At 31.2% G+C, this 16,053-nt stretch carries 23 protein-coding genes and 1 pseudogene; 3 read left to right on the forward strand and 21 right to left on the reverse strand.

Features of this window, described 5'->3' with window-relative positions:
- The 6 genes and pseudogenes from B7R65_RS21935 to B7R65_RS20405 all read right to left on the reverse strand — a co-directional run.
- Positions 1-467 (reverse strand): annotated as a pseudogene (locus B7R65_RS21935) (hypothetical protein); the annotation flags it as partial.
- A 488-nt stretch (positions 468-955) separates the two neighbouring features.
- Positions 956-1,798 (reverse strand): alpha/beta fold hydrolase, encoded by an 843-nt coding sequence (locus B7R65_RS20390; RefSeq protein ID WP_088044649.1) that lies wholly within the window; start codon positions 1,796-1,798, stop codon positions 956-958.
- Between the two features lie 46 nt (positions 1,799-1,844).
- Positions 1,845-2,003 carry a hypothetical protein gene (locus tag B7R65_RS21580; RefSeq protein WP_218780458.1) on the reverse strand — a complete coding sequence of 53 codons (159 nt, stop codon included), beginning with the start codon at positions 2,001-2,003 and terminating at the stop codon, positions 1,845-1,847.
- Positions 1,996-2,463, reverse strand: a complete 468-nt coding sequence (locus tag B7R65_RS20395; protein ID WP_218780459.1) for a P-loop nucleotide/nucleoside kinase family protein — start codon at positions 2,461-2,463, stop codon at positions 1,996-1,998. Before B7R65_RS20395 ends, B7R65_RS21580 begins: the two co-directional genes overlap by 8 nt.
- 215 nt (positions 2,464-2,678) lie before the next feature.
- Complete coding sequence (locus B7R65_RS20400) at positions 2,679-2,939, reverse strand: hypothetical protein (protein ID WP_256941425.1); 261 nt, start codon at positions 2,937-2,939, stop codon at positions 2,679-2,681.
- Positions 2,940-3,204: 265 nt separating this feature from the next.
- Positions 3,205-3,477, reverse strand: a complete 273-nt coding sequence (locus tag B7R65_RS20405; RefSeq protein ID WP_088044650.1) for a hypothetical protein — start codon at positions 3,475-3,477, stop codon at positions 3,205-3,207.
- A gap of 266 nt (positions 3,478-3,743) precedes the next feature.
- Here B7R65_RS20405 and B7R65_RS20410 point away from each other — a divergent pair, with 266 nt between their 5' ends.
- From B7R65_RS20410 to B7R65_RS20420, 3 genes are read left to right on the forward strand one after another with little or no spacing between them, the layout of a single operon-like run.
- Entirely contained in the window at positions 3,744-4,073 is a 330-nt protein-coding gene (locus B7R65_RS20410) for a hypothetical protein (protein WP_088044651.1), read from the forward strand.
- Between the two features lie 25 nt (positions 4,074-4,098).
- Positions 4,099-4,977 carry an ABC transporter permease subunit gene (locus B7R65_RS20415; protein WP_088044652.1) on the forward strand — a complete coding sequence of 293 codons (879 nt, stop codon included), beginning with the start codon at positions 4,099-4,101 and terminating at the stop codon, positions 4,975-4,977.
- Positions 4,974-5,993, forward strand: coding sequence for an ABC transporter permease subunit (locus B7R65_RS20420; protein WP_088044653.1), 1,020 nt, complete (start codon positions 4,974-4,976; stop codon positions 5,991-5,993). Before B7R65_RS20415 ends, B7R65_RS20420 begins: the two co-directional genes overlap by 4 nt.
- 284 nt (positions 5,994-6,277) lie before the next feature.
- On the opposite strand, the gene B7R65_RS20425 is transcribed toward B7R65_RS20420, so the two are convergent.
- From B7R65_RS20425 to B7R65_RS21590, 15 genes are all read right to left on the reverse strand, one after another.
- Positions 6,278-6,562 (reverse strand): hypothetical protein, encoded by a 285-nt coding sequence (locus B7R65_RS20425; RefSeq protein WP_088044654.1) that lies wholly within the window; start codon positions 6,560-6,562, stop codon positions 6,278-6,280.
- A 396-nt stretch (positions 6,563-6,958) separates the two neighbouring features.
- Positions 6,959-7,375, reverse strand: coding sequence for a hypothetical protein (locus B7R65_RS20430; RefSeq protein WP_088044655.1), 417 nt, complete (start codon positions 7,373-7,375; stop codon positions 6,959-6,961).
- 103 nt (positions 7,376-7,478) lie between these two features.
- Positions 7,479-7,844 carry a hypothetical protein gene (locus B7R65_RS20435; RefSeq protein ID WP_088044656.1) on the reverse strand — a complete coding sequence of 122 codons (366 nt, stop codon included), beginning with the start codon at positions 7,842-7,844 and terminating at the stop codon, positions 7,479-7,481.
- A 108-nt stretch (positions 7,845-7,952) separates the two neighbouring features.
- Positions 7,953-8,372, reverse strand: coding sequence for a GNAT family N-acetyltransferase (locus B7R65_RS20440; RefSeq protein ID WP_088044657.1), 420 nt, complete (start codon positions 8,370-8,372; stop codon positions 7,953-7,955).
- Positions 8,373-8,532: 160 nt separating this feature from the next.
- Entirely contained in the window at positions 8,533-8,700 is a 168-nt protein-coding gene (locus tag B7R65_RS21460) for a hypothetical protein (protein ID WP_179194944.1), read from the reverse strand.
- A gap of 120 nt (positions 8,701-8,820) precedes the next feature.
- Positions 8,821-9,405, reverse strand: coding sequence for a hypothetical protein (locus B7R65_RS20445; RefSeq protein WP_088044658.1), 585 nt, complete (start codon positions 9,403-9,405; stop codon positions 8,821-8,823).
- Between the two features lie 164 nt (positions 9,406-9,569).
- Positions 9,570-10,094 (reverse strand): CbrC family protein, encoded by a 525-nt coding sequence (locus B7R65_RS20450; RefSeq protein ID WP_088044659.1) that lies wholly within the window; start codon positions 10,092-10,094, stop codon positions 9,570-9,572.
- Positions 10,095-10,295: 201 nt separating this feature from the next.
- Positions 10,296-11,072 carry a hypothetical protein gene (locus tag B7R65_RS20455; protein WP_088044660.1) on the reverse strand — a complete coding sequence of 259 codons (777 nt, stop codon included), beginning with the start codon at positions 11,070-11,072 and terminating at the stop codon, positions 10,296-10,298.
- A gap of 221 nt (positions 11,073-11,293) precedes the next feature.
- Complete coding sequence (locus B7R65_RS21585; protein WP_218780460.1) at positions 11,294-11,569, reverse strand: hypothetical protein; 276 nt, start codon at positions 11,567-11,569, stop codon at positions 11,294-11,296.
- A 425-nt stretch (positions 11,570-11,994) separates the two neighbouring features.
- Entirely contained in the window at positions 11,995-12,315 is a 321-nt protein-coding gene (locus tag B7R65_RS20465; RefSeq protein WP_088044662.1) for a hypothetical protein, read from the reverse strand.
- A 138-nt stretch (positions 12,316-12,453) separates the two neighbouring features.
- The gene (locus tag B7R65_RS20470; protein WP_088044663.1) at positions 12,454-13,194 is read right to left on the reverse strand and encodes a class I SAM-dependent methyltransferase; all 741 of its coding nucleotides are present in this window, start codon (positions 13,192-13,194) and stop codon (positions 12,454-12,456) included.
- 202 nt (positions 13,195-13,396) lie between these two features.
- Complete coding sequence (gene pyrE / locus B7R65_RS20475; RefSeq protein ID WP_088044664.1) at positions 13,397-13,924, reverse strand: orotate phosphoribosyltransferase; 528 nt, start codon at positions 13,922-13,924, stop codon at positions 13,397-13,399.
- Between the two features lie 137 nt (positions 13,925-14,061).
- Positions 14,062-14,637, reverse strand: a complete 576-nt coding sequence (locus B7R65_RS20480; protein WP_088044665.1) for a hypothetical protein — start codon at positions 14,635-14,637, stop codon at positions 14,062-14,064.
- A 174-nt stretch (positions 14,638-14,811) separates the two neighbouring features.
- Positions 14,812-15,591: a hypothetical protein gene (locus B7R65_RS20485; protein WP_088044666.1), complete on the reverse strand. Its 780-nt coding sequence runs from the start codon at positions 15,589-15,591 to the stop codon at positions 14,812-14,814.
- Between the two features lie 275 nt (positions 15,592-15,866).
- On the reverse strand, positions 15,867-16,053 hold a 187-nt coding region (locus tag B7R65_RS21590; protein ID WP_256941426.1), incomplete at its 5' end, for a DUF4083 domain-containing protein.

Raw genomic sequence — 16,053 nt, forward strand, 5'->3', positions numbered from 1 at the left:
TGTAGACCGGGTGTTCCTTGTGGGCCTGCCGGACCTGTTGGACCGGGTATTCCTGCTGGGCCTGCTGGGCCTGTTGGACCCGGTTCTCCTGGTGCTCCCGCTGATCCTGTTGGACCTGGTTCTCCTGGTGCTCCCGCTGATCCTGTTGGACCTGGTTCTCCTGGTGCTCCCGCTGATCCTGTTGGACCTTGAAGACCTGACGTTCCTTGTGGGCCTGCCGGACCTGTTGGACCGGGTATTCCTGTTGGGCCTTCTGGGCCCGTTGCTCCTGTTTTACCTCTTTTACCTCTTTTACCATCTTCTCCTTTTTTACCTCTTTTACCATCTTCTCCTTTTTTACCTCTCGGCCCTCGACAACACTTTAGACAACCGTGCTTATCGTGACAAGGGCAATCACATTTACAGTTGCAATGTTTTGAATCTTCACATGCACATGATTCTCTTTTTTTTTCATTTTCTTTACCCATAATATCACCATATTTTATGTTTTAAGGGTAATGTCCTCAACTCAGATGATAATCTAACTTGTCCTATATTTATCTATTTATATATTGATATGCACCTGTATATTTTCTTGTGCAGTATTCTCCACCAATTTAATAAATGGTAATTAATTTACTTGTTATAAGTTAAAGAGCTGTCGAAGTAGCCGGAAGGAAGATTCTTTAGTTGATCTATAATAAACCAATAAATTACTTTTGGCTTTTATTCAAATATTATTACTAGGATATAAACATGAGTATTATAGGTTTGGCCAATTTAACTAACGCAACTTTAGTTCAATAAGGAATATTTATCCACTATTCCTTAATCTCTTCTAAGTAGTGATCTTTTGTTGAAGTAAAACCAAAAAGATCCTTCATTATTGAACTATACTGTCATTTAGTACATAAAAAAAAGCAACATTAGTGACTTATGATCTTCAACTAATGCGCAATTAGTTGCATAAAATCGACTATTCTTGAAGAAAAAATTCTATCTTTTTACTAAATAATTCTTTTTCTTCTAAGAATGGATAATGGTTACTTTCATTAAATATAACTAATTTTGAATGAGGGATTAATTCATTCATTTCAACTGAGTATTGTAATGGACATTGTACATCATGTTTACCACATAGAATTAATGTTGGAGTTGTAATAAACTTTAGCTTTCTAGTTACATCATAAATTTGTAATTCACGGTTAAAATAGTTCATTCGTATTCCTGACATTTTCTTTGTTATATTTAAACTGAACATTTCTGGATATCTATTTGGATCATATAAAGACATCTTTGTTCGTTCGATTGCCTGTTCATTTCTAATCTCTTGTGGTAAATCAGCACGCTTTAATGTCTCATTTAATTCTTGCATACGATTGTATTGCGGATGATTACGATTATAGATACAATCTGTTGAAAAAGTCATATATTCTCTTGCAGCTGCTCCGACATTAATATTGTATCGAAGGCTACTTGAATAATAGATTCCATAAATAATCCCTAACATTCCTCCAGTTGAATGACCTGCAAATCCCCATTGTTTAAAGCCTAATGATTCACGAATTGATTCTAGGTCAAATACTGTTTCAAGCATACTTAATTGGTAAGATTCTGAAGCTTTTTCTGAACTTCCTGTTTCTCTTAAATTTACTAAAAATACTTTGTGAGTTTTTGTAAAAGTCTCTGCAAAATAATCGCCTGTTTCGTTAAATTCGGAATAATGATGTGTTACGCAAAGTGGTTCACCTCTACCTTTAACAAATACTTCAAAATTTCCGCGAGATGTACTAATAAGATTTCTGCTCCAGTGAGTCATATATTTCTCCAATTTGCATTATTTGTTCATTTAGGAATTCGGCAATTTATATCCAAAACCTTTTGAAAATAAAAACCTTCACAAAACGTACAAAATTTATGCTTTCTTCTTCAATTAATCTACCGTTTACTAAAAAAATCCGCATCAGCGACTCGTAATCTTGTTGAACTAAAGCACCTGTTAATTGAGGAAATATATTATTCAAGTTCTTCTTTAGAAGGTGGTTCAAATGACTGTATCCACTCTCTAAGCATCATATTTGGTAATGGAAATGTATATTGAGGAAGTTGAGCATTTCTTGCTGCAAGACGTTCTAAAAGCATTTCTTCTGGTACTTCTAAAAAATGAATTTTAAAGTCAGCCCCTAATTCTGCTGCTCGTGAGCGAAAATCTTCGCGTTCACTACGCGCCCAAAATCCAAAGTCTAAAATAACATCTGCACCAATAACTAAAACCCTACCAGCAACATCCCAAAGTAGACTTTCCACTAAATTGTGTCTAGCATCGTGTTCCTTATCATCCATATCTTGTCCGAACAAGCGAATATGCCATTCATCAGGAGTTAGGCGAAGTGCAGAATATTTCTCTTCGAGTTTACGTGCAAGCGTAGTTTTACCACTACACGGTAGACCAACCATTAAATGAAGTGTCGCGATAGTACTCATCTCCAATCCTTATTAATAACAACTTTTTCATCTTAGCATTATATCGAATAAATAAAACATTTACAGTTTCTTATCCTCTTTAACTATTCTGCCAGTTACCAGAATAAGAAAAAGACTACCGAAGCAGTCTAGCGTTATGTAACTAACGCATGCTTTAGTTGAATTGAGTTATATCTCAAGTACACAATTAATTTTCGAAAAAGAGTGAGTAGTTATTATTCGCCACTATCATCCCCATCATCACTTTTACCGTTGTCAATACTGTCGTTATTACCTTTGTCATCGAAAAAATCATTTATTCTATCTATCAAACTTTTCTTCTGATTTTCATTTTCGTTCAAATGATGATCATTTAAAAAACTAGATATTGTAAATACTTGAATTGCCTGTTTTTTGTATCTAGAAATAAAGAAAAGACAAATAACAATTATAATCAGAACGATTAAGATTAATAGTGCTATTACAACCTTGTTCAAAATGGAAGCATCCCCTTACTTGTCCTTTATTAAACAATATGAAATTTATATATTTTAAATTACATATTTTTAAGGAGCTAACAACATTCCCTTATTGAACTATCCTGCGAAAAAGTGAAACAAAAAAAAGAGCCACATCTGTGACTCTGGATATTCAACTAACGCGCCAGTTAGTTGAATAAGAATTTTTTAAAATTGGCTTCTATCAATCGTTTTCACTACATTCAAATTCCGGGATTAAAATATGAGGTAATTGAAGTTAACGCTACTTACCACCTGTTATTAACACGTAATATATATACGCCATAAATGCCATTAATAAAATCGAAATACTCTGGATCCATATTCCGATGATACTACAAATCCTACCTGATTTAGCTATACCTTTTCCTTTTTCATTTGAATTATCAATTTCAACAATGCTTTTCATTGATAATGAATTCCCAATAATCCCAAGGATTAATCCTATTAAAGGAAGGATTATTGATAATATACCTAATGTTAATCCCAAAATAGTTATTTTATTTGTTGTTCTCACCTTACTCCTCCGTAAAAAATATTATAAAATTGCACCGTTTTGGCTTTGTTTAAATGTGGAAGCAGTTCGTGGTTGTTCAACTAACGCGCCAATTAGTTGAATAAGGAACCGAGCATATTTGTGGTTTATAAAATGCCGATTACAAAAACATTACTCTGCACCCTTAATTGTTTAACAACTCAACCTATTCTAATATTTCTTACAATTATTTCCATTATGGATTAAAATAGTGATAATTAGATTTTTCAATTGAAAGGATGTTAGGGATGAAGAAACTTATTTTCTCAATCATTACACTAGTAGTTATATTTGGTCTAACACGGATTGTTTCAGATTTTATGCACGCTAAAATGATTGACTATGCATTTGTTGTAGGCTTAATTGTGACGATTATTATTCGCTTTTTCACAAGTAGTGGAGGATATTTTACAAACAGTCTTAGTCTTAACATTCAAACGCAAACAGGGATGAAAATAAATGGAGAAAAAGGAAGTCCGTTTCTAACTACAAGAAAGTCATTTTCATTTCTCGTTTCATTGGCGTTTACAATTATATCATTACTAACGACTGTTATTTACTACTGGAAAGAATTTTGATTTGAAGGAGTGAGATCTATATCAAATGAGCATACGTTATTATCTATGGAAAAAATCCTACCAATTACTATTTACAATCATTTTGATTGGTATAATCGTTGCGTTTTCAACCAGCTTGCACGCGTCAAAGAATGAACTATTTCATACGGCTGCTGTCCAAATGAAAACTTTTGGTTACAATTTTCTTCATTTAAGTGAAATGACGATAGAGGTAGGAATCTTTTCAAAACAAACACCATTATGGAGTTATTTAGAAGAACCATTTGTCTATTCATTTATCATTCTATCAGCATCTTTTATCTGCGTATTTATGTTAGGAATCTTGTTTTCGTATGGAGCCTATCTGTTATCACCAAGAATGCGAAAAATCGTCAAAGAATGCTTATTTTTCTTACAGAGTATTCCAGATGTGATGTTCATTTTCGCAGTTCAATTATTCATCATTTGGTTGTATAAAAAAACGAATTTTCTCATTGTTGATCCCGTCGCTGGATTGAAGAACATATATTTATTACCGATACTTGTCGTGTCAATTCTGCCTGGAATCATGTTGTTTCAAATGACGTTTTTAGCAATCGAAGAAGAAAGTAAAAAAGCATATGTCGAATTCGCAAAAGCAAAAGGGTTGTCAAATGGATGGATACTCTTGAAACATATCCTACGAAATGTAGTTGTGACGCTATTTTCTCACTCCCACTATTTATTTTGGCTGCTTGTATCAAATTTATTAGTCGTTGAATTATTATTTAATATCCATGGTTACTTTCAATTACTTTATTCAGTTTCAAATACACCAGATGTGTTTTTCGTCTGCTTAGTCGCTTTATTTCTACCATTCTTCTTTATTGAAGTGGTATTTAATCTATTCGCAATCAAAGTCACTGGAAAGGAGCAATCTGAATGAAAAAAGGTTGGACGAGATTACCTTTCCTAATTTCACTATTTTTTCTAATTGGTTTAGTAGCCTTCAGTTTTCTTTATACGTATATTTTAAAAGATCACATTAAACCTCCGCCAACACTTTTGTATGATGGAAATGGAAAGATGATCCAGGCTCGCCCATTTCCCCCAAGTTTCGATTTTCCATTTGGTGTAGATCGAGTAGGTAATAACCTATTTTGGTCTGTCATTGATGGTGCAAGGTACACAATATTAATTGGGCTGAGTGTCAGTTTACTACGAGTTGGTATAAGTGTTTGTTTTGGAATTATTTATGGAATCTATTTTCAAAAAATGAGGCCACTTTTCACAACATTTGAACGTGCATTCCGATTCATACCAGCTATTCTACTCGTCTTGTTGTTCTTTGATGTAAATTTATTTAGTGATGAGACAAGCGGCTTTTCTTATATAGCTTCAATCGTCACCTGGCTGACAGTTGTTGCCTTGCCATCTCTCGTTCATGTTGTAGGTAATGAAGTCATTCATTTTAACAAAGAAGATTTTATTACAGCATCTAAAGCGATAGGTGCAACAAAATTTCGGATTATTAGGAAACACGTACTCCCATTTCTACGTACGAGAGCATTGCTCATGATTGTTCAGCAAATGATAAGCGTTTTGCTATTACTTGTACACTTGGGAATAGTTCGAGTTTTTGTCGGTGGTAGCACAACCATCCATCTTGATCCTGTAAACAGCGTCACATTACCTAATTCAAATGAATGGTCTGCATTAATCGGCGTATCATACCAAGAACTAATGCTTGATCAGTGGATTGTCTTTGGACCAAGTATTGCATTTATTCTTACATTGTTAGCTTGTCATGTGATGAAAAGGATGTTAGAGGGTGCTGATGAAACTGTTGCCATTCCAAAAATTGAGCAAACGCCATCAAAAGAAATTAAAAAGTTAAAGAAATCTGACTTTACTTTTGCCGAAGCCGTGGTAATTAATAAGGGCATCAAAGAGTTTCAGTAAAGAATAAAAGGAACTTCGATCTCGAAGTTCCTTTTTTCAACATGTGAATTATCCAAAAAAGATGAAATTATTTAAATAAAGGCTAATTGTTACCTAAGAGGTTTTCTGATTCAACTAAACTGCCCAATTACCGAACAAAGAAAAGAACAGCTATTGGCTGCTCTCTCTGTTTAACTAACGCGCCAGTTAGTTGCATTAGGATTCATTATCCTTTGCGCGAGGATGAGACAAGATTCAAGAACTTACGCTTTTTTTGTTCTTAAATATATTTTAATATTTTCCCATCAGATCCCAGGAATTAATGAAGATATTAATAAAAGAATTACAAAAACAGATAATGGAAATGCGAAACCTATGATTAAGGAAACTCCCAATAAACTTAATATTCCTTTAAATTGTGGAATATTGTCATAAGTAACAAACGGCTTTTTTCTTAATTTTTGAAAAAAGAGAACTACAACTTCCATCAAAACCACAATACTTGCACCAAATACATACATTGTTAGTGAATATGGTGGGAAGAAAATCCACATTGTAGCCATTCCACCAGGACCCGAATTAAAAGCCATTACACAAAAGTAAATGGAAGCCCCTATACTTAAAAACAAAATTGTAGAAATGCGTATTCTTTGTAATCCCTTAAAGGTAAAGGAATAGCGAATACGAAAAAATAGATAAAGAGGAGTAATTAAAATAAAAGGATAAAAATAGTGTAGAAAAAAAGCGATAAGTTCCAATTTCGGATTACACTCCATAGTTTTTTTATCAATGCCAAGTCTTCATTTTTCGTTAACTAGTTCCGTAACTTGATTCTACATAGAACTATATTATTCCTTTTTTTGGAAGTTAATTACCAGTCAGTTCAATAAGAAAATCAACATTTTTCTTTATAGAGAAATAAAAAAAGCCACAAATGTGACTCGTGATCTTGTTCAACTAACGCGCCATTTAGTTGCATAAGAATTTCATGTAGCTTTTTTAAGTCTAGTTCCAATAAACGTCGTAATGAGTATATAAACAGGATAGAAAATTAAAAAGAACATCATTATTAATCCTGCTCCGAAATTATCATCATCTAGATCATTGTTTGGAAATAAAAACCCTGTTAATACAAGGAACAGAACGAAATATGGAAACCACATAACAGAGGAAAATACAGACCAGAGTCTACATTCTAACCATTTTTTTGTAAGTAAAGGAATAATAACAAACGATGCAATCAAAAGTAGTATTGCTACACCCAATAAAATGTTCCATATTATTTTCGTATTCAATCCAGTTAATCCTTGGATTTGTTCGCTACTGATTAGTGAATTGATAAATAAGTACGCAATAAACCCATAAATAGCACTCACTGCATTAAGTTTCAAAAAGTAATTCAATCAATACAACTCCAATATTAAAAGTAAATTATGCTATTAAATCAAATTTACATTATTACACTTATGGACAATAAAAAAGGCTCTTCAATAGGAAGAACCCCATTTAACTAAGTTTTTTTAAATAAACAAAATACTTCATTACTATACTCACAATTAAAAATGTTAACACTATTTTTACTACATTGATATATGGTAGTATCAGATCCCAGGAATCTCTTACAATTGTTGGTGGGAAAATCCTAATAGACACCGAACCAAGTATTAATAAAAACAAACTTCCTATTAAAACATCTGATATTCCAAAGTTTCCAAGAGTTTTTTTATAATAAACTGGGACAAATAGAGCAATAACTGCTGCTGGAACAAGCATAATGTAATGAAAATTCTTAAAACCGAATAAATATTGAATTCCTAATACCATAAAAAAAGTAACTAAAGCCAAAAGAAATGAATAAATTAAACGATTCATAGGTTTTCTCCCATAATTTCAAATTGATTCATTATATCTTATTCCATTATTATCCAAATAAATCCTTCTACAACTAATGCGCCAGTTAGTTGCATAAGGAATATTATTTCAATCTAAATATTCATCACTTAGAATTGGATTTAAATACCTTGCCATTCCAGTATTAAGTCTTTTTAAACCCAACTTTCGATAAAACGCTTCATTTCCAGTTGTTGAAATTAAATGTACACAAGAAACATTACTCAGTTTATCAAGTAAAAACTCCATAATTTTTTTCGCTATTCCTTGTCCTTGAAAATCTCGGTGTACAACAATATCATAAATTGCTGCATTAAAAACGCCATCCGATATCGCTCTACCGAAAGCAATAATTCGACCATTAACTGTGACTAAAGCTATTACATTGCTTGCTCCAAAAACTTGCTTAATAATTTCGTTTGTTTGTTTTGTCCACCCAACGGAACCATAAACTTCCTTCATTTCATTAAGATTCGCATTAGAAAAATCATCATGAATTTGAATATTCATATCCTGCACCCATTTCTTTATTAATCCTTAAAATATATTTTCTCTAAAATCAATAAAAATCCCTTGTTTAACCTTGCTGTTCATAATGAAAAAGAGCCGATTATCGGCTCAACAGTGTTATTGAACTAACGCATGCATTAGTTCAATAAGCAGTTTTTATTTAAAATTTTTTAGGTCTGTCGTTAATGGAATATCTTCTAATTTGTTGGTCTAAAGTTTGATCATATTCTTTATCTATTGCTTTCGCTCCAGATTTCTTTTGAAAATAATATCCTGTAATTATGCCTAGTAGACATAGACCCCAGAATGTATATCCTAACCAAGTCATAATAACTACCTCATTTCTAAAAATGTTAGTTATTTTATCACTTTTATTTTATTCCATTTAATTACAAAAAGTACGTGACACTTGTTGAACTAACGCGCCAGTTAGTTGAATAACAATAACTTAATTATGGATCTTCTTATCGTAAGTTTCTGCGACAAACTCAAAATCTAAATCATCTTTTTTTATAAAGATTGTTTTTAAGGGATATCCAGTTTTTGTACCAACAATAGCAACTTCTACTAAATCAAAACTAACATTATAAGCTTCCTTTACATCAATTCCACCTGTAAGGGAATATACTCCATCCCCAAATGATTTGAATATAAGTACATTTTCCTCTAAGCTATTCTTGTCCATATCAATCCATTCATCAGTTATTAATACCTTAAAAGTCGTATGTTTTGGAACACACTGGATATGATTTATCCCTTTATAGCGACTTAATGTATACATGTAGATATGAGTTTCATCAGGATTTACATCAATTCCATATTTAAAAGAAAATGTCTTATAAACCATCTCATAAAATAATGGCATAACAATATCATCCCATGCGTCATAAGCAAAAGCTTGAATTGGAATTAAATGTGGATACAAACTAACTATTGCTTTTTGGAAGTTTAATAAAATTGTTGTATCCGAAATTTCTTTTAAAGCATCATCTATTTCATGATCGTACGATTTAATTGTCCTTTTATCAATCATAAGATTCACTCCTGGTTTGATATCATTTACTATATGATTCCATCTATTATACAACTTTTCCTTTTCCAACAATCCTGTTAGTTAACAAAATAAAAAATAGACTACAGTAGCAGCCCATGGTTGTTCAACTAACGCGCCAGTTAGTTCAATTAGAGATATATTGATTATGACAGATCAGCATGAAGACGGTGTTTTTTACAGCAATTACACTGAAATAAATAGCCTTGTACATCACCATCGATTTCTAGATTATTTTTAAATTCTTGAATAGATAAACCATATTTTTTACATATTCGGTTTATATCATTCTCTAATTCATTCTCTAAATGCTTTATTTCTTTCCATCCAACGTATCCAATAATAGAACAGAAATCTCCACAATGACTAAGCCAGTATTCTTGTTGCCATCCTGTATAACCTGGATTTCGATATATCAATTCATCTACATATTCTTCTTTGTCAACTTCATCGCATGATTCTATATCTTGAAATTCTCCATCATATTTTTTGGCTGCTGAACCATCTGCAATACACCATGGACAGATTCCTTCAACTTCTTCTTCTGAGAAAAATGGTCCTTCATAAACAAAATCACGTTCCTTATTACATACTGGACATATTGTTTCTTCTTCAATTATTACTCCTAATTTAATTGGATCAGGATTGTATTTAAAGGTTGGTAAATTCATTTTATTTCCACCTTTCTATGTATTTTTATTTCCTTCTATATAAATTTATCATATGTTTTTATTCCACTAAACTACGATTTTCTTCAATAAAAAAGAACAGCCAAAGGCTGTTCTTAAAATTTAACTAACGCGCCAGTTAGTTCAATAAGACTCAACTTTATAAATAATCCTAAGTAGCCAAAAAATAGGATCTGTTCCACTTCATTTACTAATAAAGCGTGGGATTTGCTTCGTTGAAGGTTCTTCTACATCTATAACTTCATATCTCATTAAGGAGCTCCATTGTTCATGTAGATCCGTAATCTCATTTAATAGAACTCTTTTGGAATAAAGGCCAGTTCCATCTTTTTCACTTGTTTCTAATTTCAATCCAAGTTCCTCGATGATCGGATCATTATGTCTAGCGCCTCGTTCAATATAACAATAATTCTCATTCTCCTTATCTTGGATGATTTCACAGCAATACTCTTTATATTTTCCAAAATTTCGTATTCGAAAATAGGATTGTACTTCATTAGAGTCAATGTATTTGATAAATATTCCTGGATGTTTTTCAATATATCCTTCGTTTAAAGATACAGTTTCGTATGAACGAATTACGAATCTTATTTCATCAAAATCATAACCTTCATGAACTTTATTTTGATAAACAACGTGTTTACCTTTTCTCAATTTCATACTGTACCTATTCTCTTTCCTTCCAAATACTTTCCTTTTACGATAAATAGAAGCCGTAGTTCCATATCCAAATAAACTTAAAGCAATTATTACATATATGGACTGAATAATTGTTATTCGAAGCTCATAATACATTATAATCGCGAAATAAACTCCTAAGAAAATTCCAATAAGCAATCTATTTCTAATTATTTTTTTAGTGTAATCTCCGCCCTTTTTTACGGCTCTATAATTTATAACAGTTTGAATAATTCTGAGTACAACTATCATTGGTAATATAAATAACCAATATCCCTTCATTGTCCACCCTCACTATTTTTCTCTAATTAAACCAGCAATTTAATGTTCCTCCCAAAATAATTCTGCAACTAAGTAGAATATCCTTGTTAATCTATACTGCCATTTACTCAATAAAAAAAGCCACAATAGTGGCACAGGATCTTGTTCAACTAACGCGCCAGTTAGTTGAATAACTAGGTGAAGATATGCGAAACATTTTCTCAGGTTTCACACTTATTTTGTCATTTTTTAATTTCCTCAAATATTTGATTAAATACTGATTGACCTGTTTCTTGCGGAAAAAAGTAAATTGAAATAAATACTGTTAAAAGTAAAATTGTAATCCAAATCAGAATTTTTGAAGCAGATTTCATAATACGAGTAACAGAAATTACAAAAAAGATTGCTACTGTGTTTATAAAAAATATTATAGGAAGTGCTATTATCCTTCCTAATCCTGTATAAGGAAAAAAAGTGATTAATAATGTAATTGTAACTATTGAAGGAAAGATACCCATTAGATATTTAATTAATATGATACGATCGCCAATTAGGCTTGCCTTACTAAATTGAGGTGCTTTTTTTAAATATTTATAATTGCAGTTGAAACATTTATTTTTATAGGGTATTACAATTGGTATTACAGCAAGGAACACATGAAAAAACTCTAACTCTCCTGTAAAAAAAAGGAAAATTAAAAATATATAAACAGATAATAATATTCTACTTAAAGTAGAACTTGTTTGATTTATATCTTGATTGTGGCATTGTGGACAAGACTTCAACCGACCTCAAATCCTTTACTAATGTGCTATCTAATACTTCGATTAATATATTAAAAACCCTTCTTTAAGACTAATCTCCCATTTACTCAATAAAAAATGAGCCACTACAGTGACTCATTATCTTCAACTAACGCACCAGTTAGTTGAATAAATTATATTCATTCACTTAAAAAACTAATTAAAATGAATGCTATACTGATAGCAAATAAAATTAATTGAATGGTAACACTTATCTCTAATAGCCTTACTTTACCTTTTTTCTTAAGATATAAGAATAAAACATACGTAGCAATTGCTAAAATAATAGCTAAATAAGGTCCAAAAGCTAATGAAATCATTGCAAGAGGACCACCATCTAATTTTTTACTTGAATCATATAATATTCCAATTAACACTAATAAAAAGTAGTAATTCAACATTGAAATAACTGAATATAAACTAATCTGCTTAATTGAGAATACTTCCTTGTCTTCACTCATCAATATTATTCTCCTTATAAAAATTGGTCCCTCATTCTTCCTCTAATATTCAGTTAGCTAACTATCACACTTTTTATTCTTATACTTATTGCTTTTACTTCTATAAAAAACTGTAAAAACAGCTAAGTCGAAAACTTTTTAGATTGAACACTCAAAAACTTTAAAAGAAGTGCCTGTTCCATATCCATCTACTACTTCATGAATTACAACTTGTTGAAGTCCATTAATTTTTAATATATTTTTAAATTCATCATTCACATAGAGACGCATCGGAAAATCCATTACTTCAGTTTTAACAACCATTTCTTCTTTCATCAATTCATATTTTAATTTGGTATGTAACATATTATTTATTTCGTCAAATTGGACTTTTTTAGATTCAATTATTGTTTCATCATTAAACTGAACATAATTCGTTTGAACCCAATCATGTAATTCTTCCGGTTCACTCTTTTTTGTTATAATCGTTAAAAGTATTTTCCCATCTTCCTTTAACATTAACTTCAGATTATCTAAACTTTGATCTACTAAGTGATCTGGCAGAAGAGAAAATGAGCCAAACGGAATCATAATTAAATCATATTTTTTATTGCTTTTGAATTCTTCTATTTTATCATTAAAAACATTCGGACTAAGATTCAACTTTTCACACTTTTCTTTACATAATTTCAGCATGTCGTCCGAAATATCATAGCCATCTATATCTATACCTTCTTGCATAAATGGAATCAGCATTCGTCCATTTCCACACATTGGTTCGAGCACTTTCATGTTTTTATCCTTTACAAAAGAAAGGAAAAAATCGAACTCCTTACCTACTGCAATAGACTTATTACTCTCATACATTCTTGTACATAGTTCACCATAGTAATCAACCATTCTTTCTTCACCTTTTACCCTTAAATATAAATTGATAATTCTTAATAATCTTACCATTCAGGAGTGAAATTTCATATATGCTTATATCATTTGTTGTTTAACTATACTTCCAGTTACTTGTAATAAGAAAAAGAGCTGCCGAAGCAACTCAATAATCTGCCCTTAACGCATACGTTAGGAGCAGAAGAAATATATAATCCTTTTATTTTGCAACTGCGACTAAGTCTTCCATTGTTAGTAAAGAGTGAAGTACTAATCCAGCTTCTAATAAATTTTCTTTTCCATTTTGTTTTCGATCGATTACACATAACACATCTTTTACGTTTGCGCCAACTTGTTTTAAATCTTCAGCACTAAGCTTAATTTGTCCGCCAGTTGTCACAACGTCCTCGATGATACAAACCTTCTTATTTTGAATATCGATACCTTCTGCAAGTTTGCAAGTCCCATAGGCTTTCGCTTCTTTTCGAACAAATACTACTGGAATGCCTGTATTTAACGATAATGCAGTAGCGATTGGGATACCGCCCATTTCTAAGCCAGCCAATACTTCAGTGCCTTCTGGGATTAATATTGCTAACTGTTCAGCTATTTCTCTTAAAAGTGTCGGATTCGATTCAAATAAGTATTTATCAAAATATTCGTTTGATACTAATCCCGATCTTAATTTAAACTCACCGTTTAGATGAGATACATTATAAATTTCTTGCGCTAATTGTACTTTGTCCACTTTTAAATCCCCCTTAAAAAGTAATCATCAGTATATTTTACCATAATTTAGAATTTTGAATAAAAAGTACATGCGTTAGTTTCTTCATTAAAAAAAGCCGCAATAGCGACTCGTGCTCTTTGTAACTAACGCGCCAGTTAGTTCAATAAGGTTTTTATTTTCTCTCTCAATTTTTCAATTTCTTCTATCCTTAGTTCTGGGTAATTTTTGGGTGTTGATTCCCGAATTTCTTTTTGCTCAAACACCTCATTATCTTTTAAAGTATTCCAAAATTGTTCTGCTCCATCTAAAAGAGATTCAAAAAACTCTTTTACAGGTAACGTAGCTTTAGCATATACCTCGACTGGTTCCGACTCATCTAAGATTGAAAACTGTACTTTTTTATTATCTACTGATTTAAATTTAAGACGGATTGGGTCTATGCCGTACATGAGCTCTGCCTTCTTCTTGTTTAAATATTGTTCAATTGCAACCATATAATCCTCCCATAAATCTAAACCACTAGGAGCATCAATTCCTACTACAATCTTATTCTTGTACTTAATCGTTATAAGCATTTGAATATGTTCAGGAGTAAATTTCCTGTGGTCAAAATATTCCCTTATAACCAAAGAATCATCTAGATATATATATTTCGCTTCTGGATTATTAAAATAATAAGGGTCAGTATAATCATAACTATGTAACTCTAAGAACGTTTTTATTTCAAACATATATAAACTCCTTCAAGAATTAACTACTCTTTATATATTTTATCTTAACGGCATATTAATTAGATAAACTGCTAGTTAGATCAATAAAAATGGACTCCCAAAGCAGCACATTGTTGTATAACTAACGCGCCAGTTAGTTGTACAAGATAATTTATGTAATCTCTTATTAATCCTTTAATATCTAAATTCCCCATTATTATTTACTCTAAATCTAATACTGTTTACTTTAGGACTACCGTACGAATAATTCAGTTCTCCGGTAGGACTAACAGAAGCAATTAAAATTTTAATTGAGTATATCCCTTCTGGTAATACTTTTGATTTTTCCATATCTTTCATTACTTCTGATGCTTGAGGTACTTTGTTTTTATTTTTATAGATATTAAAATAGTAGTTAAATTGTACGATACCTTGTTTTTTAGACTCGTTATGTAATTTAGGTAAAATTTCAGATACATTTATATAATTATTGTTTTTGTATTTCCTTATTAATTCATTTTTTTGTTTTTTATCAATACTGATATTTAAAAAGTAATAAAAGTTTTGTTTAATATCTTCATCCGAATATACCTCAGGTGATTTATTCATTAAATGATACTTTTTAATTAATTCTTTCGAATTACTTATTACCTTAGGATATTGTTCTATAAAAGCACCTTTAAATAATTGTGAATATACATCTTCACTCCCATTTAAATCTATAGCACCTGTCGTTTGATCAAAAGCGAGATATACAAATGAATGGTGTGGTTTTTCAATTTCAATATAAGAGTAATAATTACAACCACATTCACCATCATTAGCAGCAGAAATAATTTCATATTTATCTATATTATATTGTGAATTGAGATAATTTTTAGTAGGCTTTTCTACTTTACTAGTGGATATTGTGCAACCACTAAGTAACATAAGTATTACTATCCATGATAATAATTGAATACATTTCATTTTCATTATTTAGACTCCTATTTTCTAAAACTGTAATCTCCAATACCTCTAGAAATGCTTAAGGTTTTTATATAATTTTATCAATATTATCCATAAAATTTCTAAGGGAAATTAGCCTATTTATTCTCAACTTGATAAATCTATCCTGCTATATACATCTATAAAAAATGAGCCACTTCAGTGACTCATGATCTTAAACTAACGCGCCAGTTAGTTCAATAAGAAGTAATTCGATGTTTGTACGAAACCGGGAAAGCCTAAAACTAAACCAAGTAGCTCCATTACTTGTTAGATTTCTTAATTTCCTCAGTTAAAAGATTTAAATTTTCTTCAATCCTATCCAATTGACTCCTGCGTTTCTTATTAGTACGGAAATATGAAACTATAAGGATTATAATAAAAGCGAAAAATCCTAAAATTACAAGTTGATAAATAATGTCCCCTACATTAATTGATGAACTATTCATT

It is taken from the genome of Bacillus sp. EAC, assembly GCF_002156875.1.
Taxonomy (GTDB): domain Bacteria; phylum Bacillota; class Bacilli; order Bacillales; family Bacillaceae_G; genus Gottfriedia.

What these genes read in the sequence shown, in the direction of transcription:
- B7R65_RS20390 (WP_088044649.1), bottom strand. Translation starts at nt 1,798, where the DNA reads ATGACTCACTGGAGCAGAAATCTTATTAGTACATCTCGCGGAAATTTT.
- B7R65_RS20480 (WP_088044665.1), bottom strand. Translation starts at nt 14,637, where the DNA reads ATGTTTGAAATAAAAACGTTCTTAGAGTTACATAGTTATGATTATACT.
- B7R65_RS20415 (WP_088044652.1), top strand. Translation starts at nt 4,099, where the DNA reads ATGAGCATACGTTATTATCTATGGAAAAAATCCTACCAATTACTATTT.
- B7R65_RS20485 (WP_088044666.1), bottom strand. Translation starts at nt 15,591, where the DNA reads ATGAAAATGAAATGTATTCAATTATTATCATGGATAGTAATACTTATG.
- B7R65_RS20410 (WP_088044651.1), top strand. Translation starts at nt 3,744, where the DNA reads ATGAAGAAACTTATTTTCTCAATCATTACACTAGTAGTTATATTTGGT.
- B7R65_RS20465 (WP_088044662.1), bottom strand. Translation starts at nt 12,315, where the DNA reads ATGAGTGAAGACAAGGAAGTATTCTCAATTAAGCAGATTAGTTTATAT.
- B7R65_RS20420 (WP_088044653.1), top strand. Translation starts at nt 4,974, where the DNA reads ATGAAAAAAGGTTGGACGAGATTACCTTTCCTAATTTCACTATTTTTT.
- B7R65_RS20470 (WP_088044663.1), bottom strand. Translation starts at nt 13,194, where the DNA reads ATGGTTGATTACTATGGTGAACTATGTACAAGAATGTATGAGAGTAAT.
- B7R65_RS20450 (WP_088044659.1), bottom strand. Translation starts at nt 10,094, where the DNA reads ATGAATTTACCAACCTTTAAATACAATCCTGATCCAATTAAATTAGGA.
- B7R65_RS20425 (WP_088044654.1), bottom strand. Translation starts at nt 6,562, where the DNA reads ATGGCTTTTAATTCGGGTCCTGGTGGAATGGCTACAATGTGGATTTTC.
- B7R65_RS20455 (WP_088044660.1), bottom strand. Translation starts at nt 11,072, where the DNA reads ATGAAGGGATATTGGTTATTTATATTACCAATGATAGTTGTACTCAGA.
- B7R65_RS20395 (WP_218780459.1), bottom strand. Translation starts at nt 2,463, where the DNA reads ATGAGTACTATCGCGACACTTCATTTAATGGTTGGTCTACCGTGTAGT.
- B7R65_RS20440 (WP_088044657.1), bottom strand. Translation starts at nt 8,372, where the DNA reads ATGAATATTCAAATTCATGATGATTTTTCTAATGCGAATCTTAATGAA.
- B7R65_RS20445 (WP_088044658.1), bottom strand. Translation starts at nt 9,405, where the DNA reads ATGATTGATAAAAGGACAATTAAATCGTACGATCATGAAATAGATGAT.
- B7R65_RS21585 (WP_218780460.1), bottom strand. Translation starts at nt 11,569, where the DNA reads ATGGGTATCTTTCCTTCAATAGTTACAATTACATTATTAATCACTTTT.
- B7R65_RS21460 (WP_179194944.1), bottom strand. Translation starts at nt 8,700, where the DNA reads ATGACTTGGTTAGGATATACATTCTGGGGTCTATGTCTACTAGGCATA.
- B7R65_RS20435 (WP_088044656.1), bottom strand. Translation starts at nt 7,844, where the DNA reads ATGAATCGTTTAATTTATTCATTTCTTTTGGCTTTAGTTACTTTTTTT.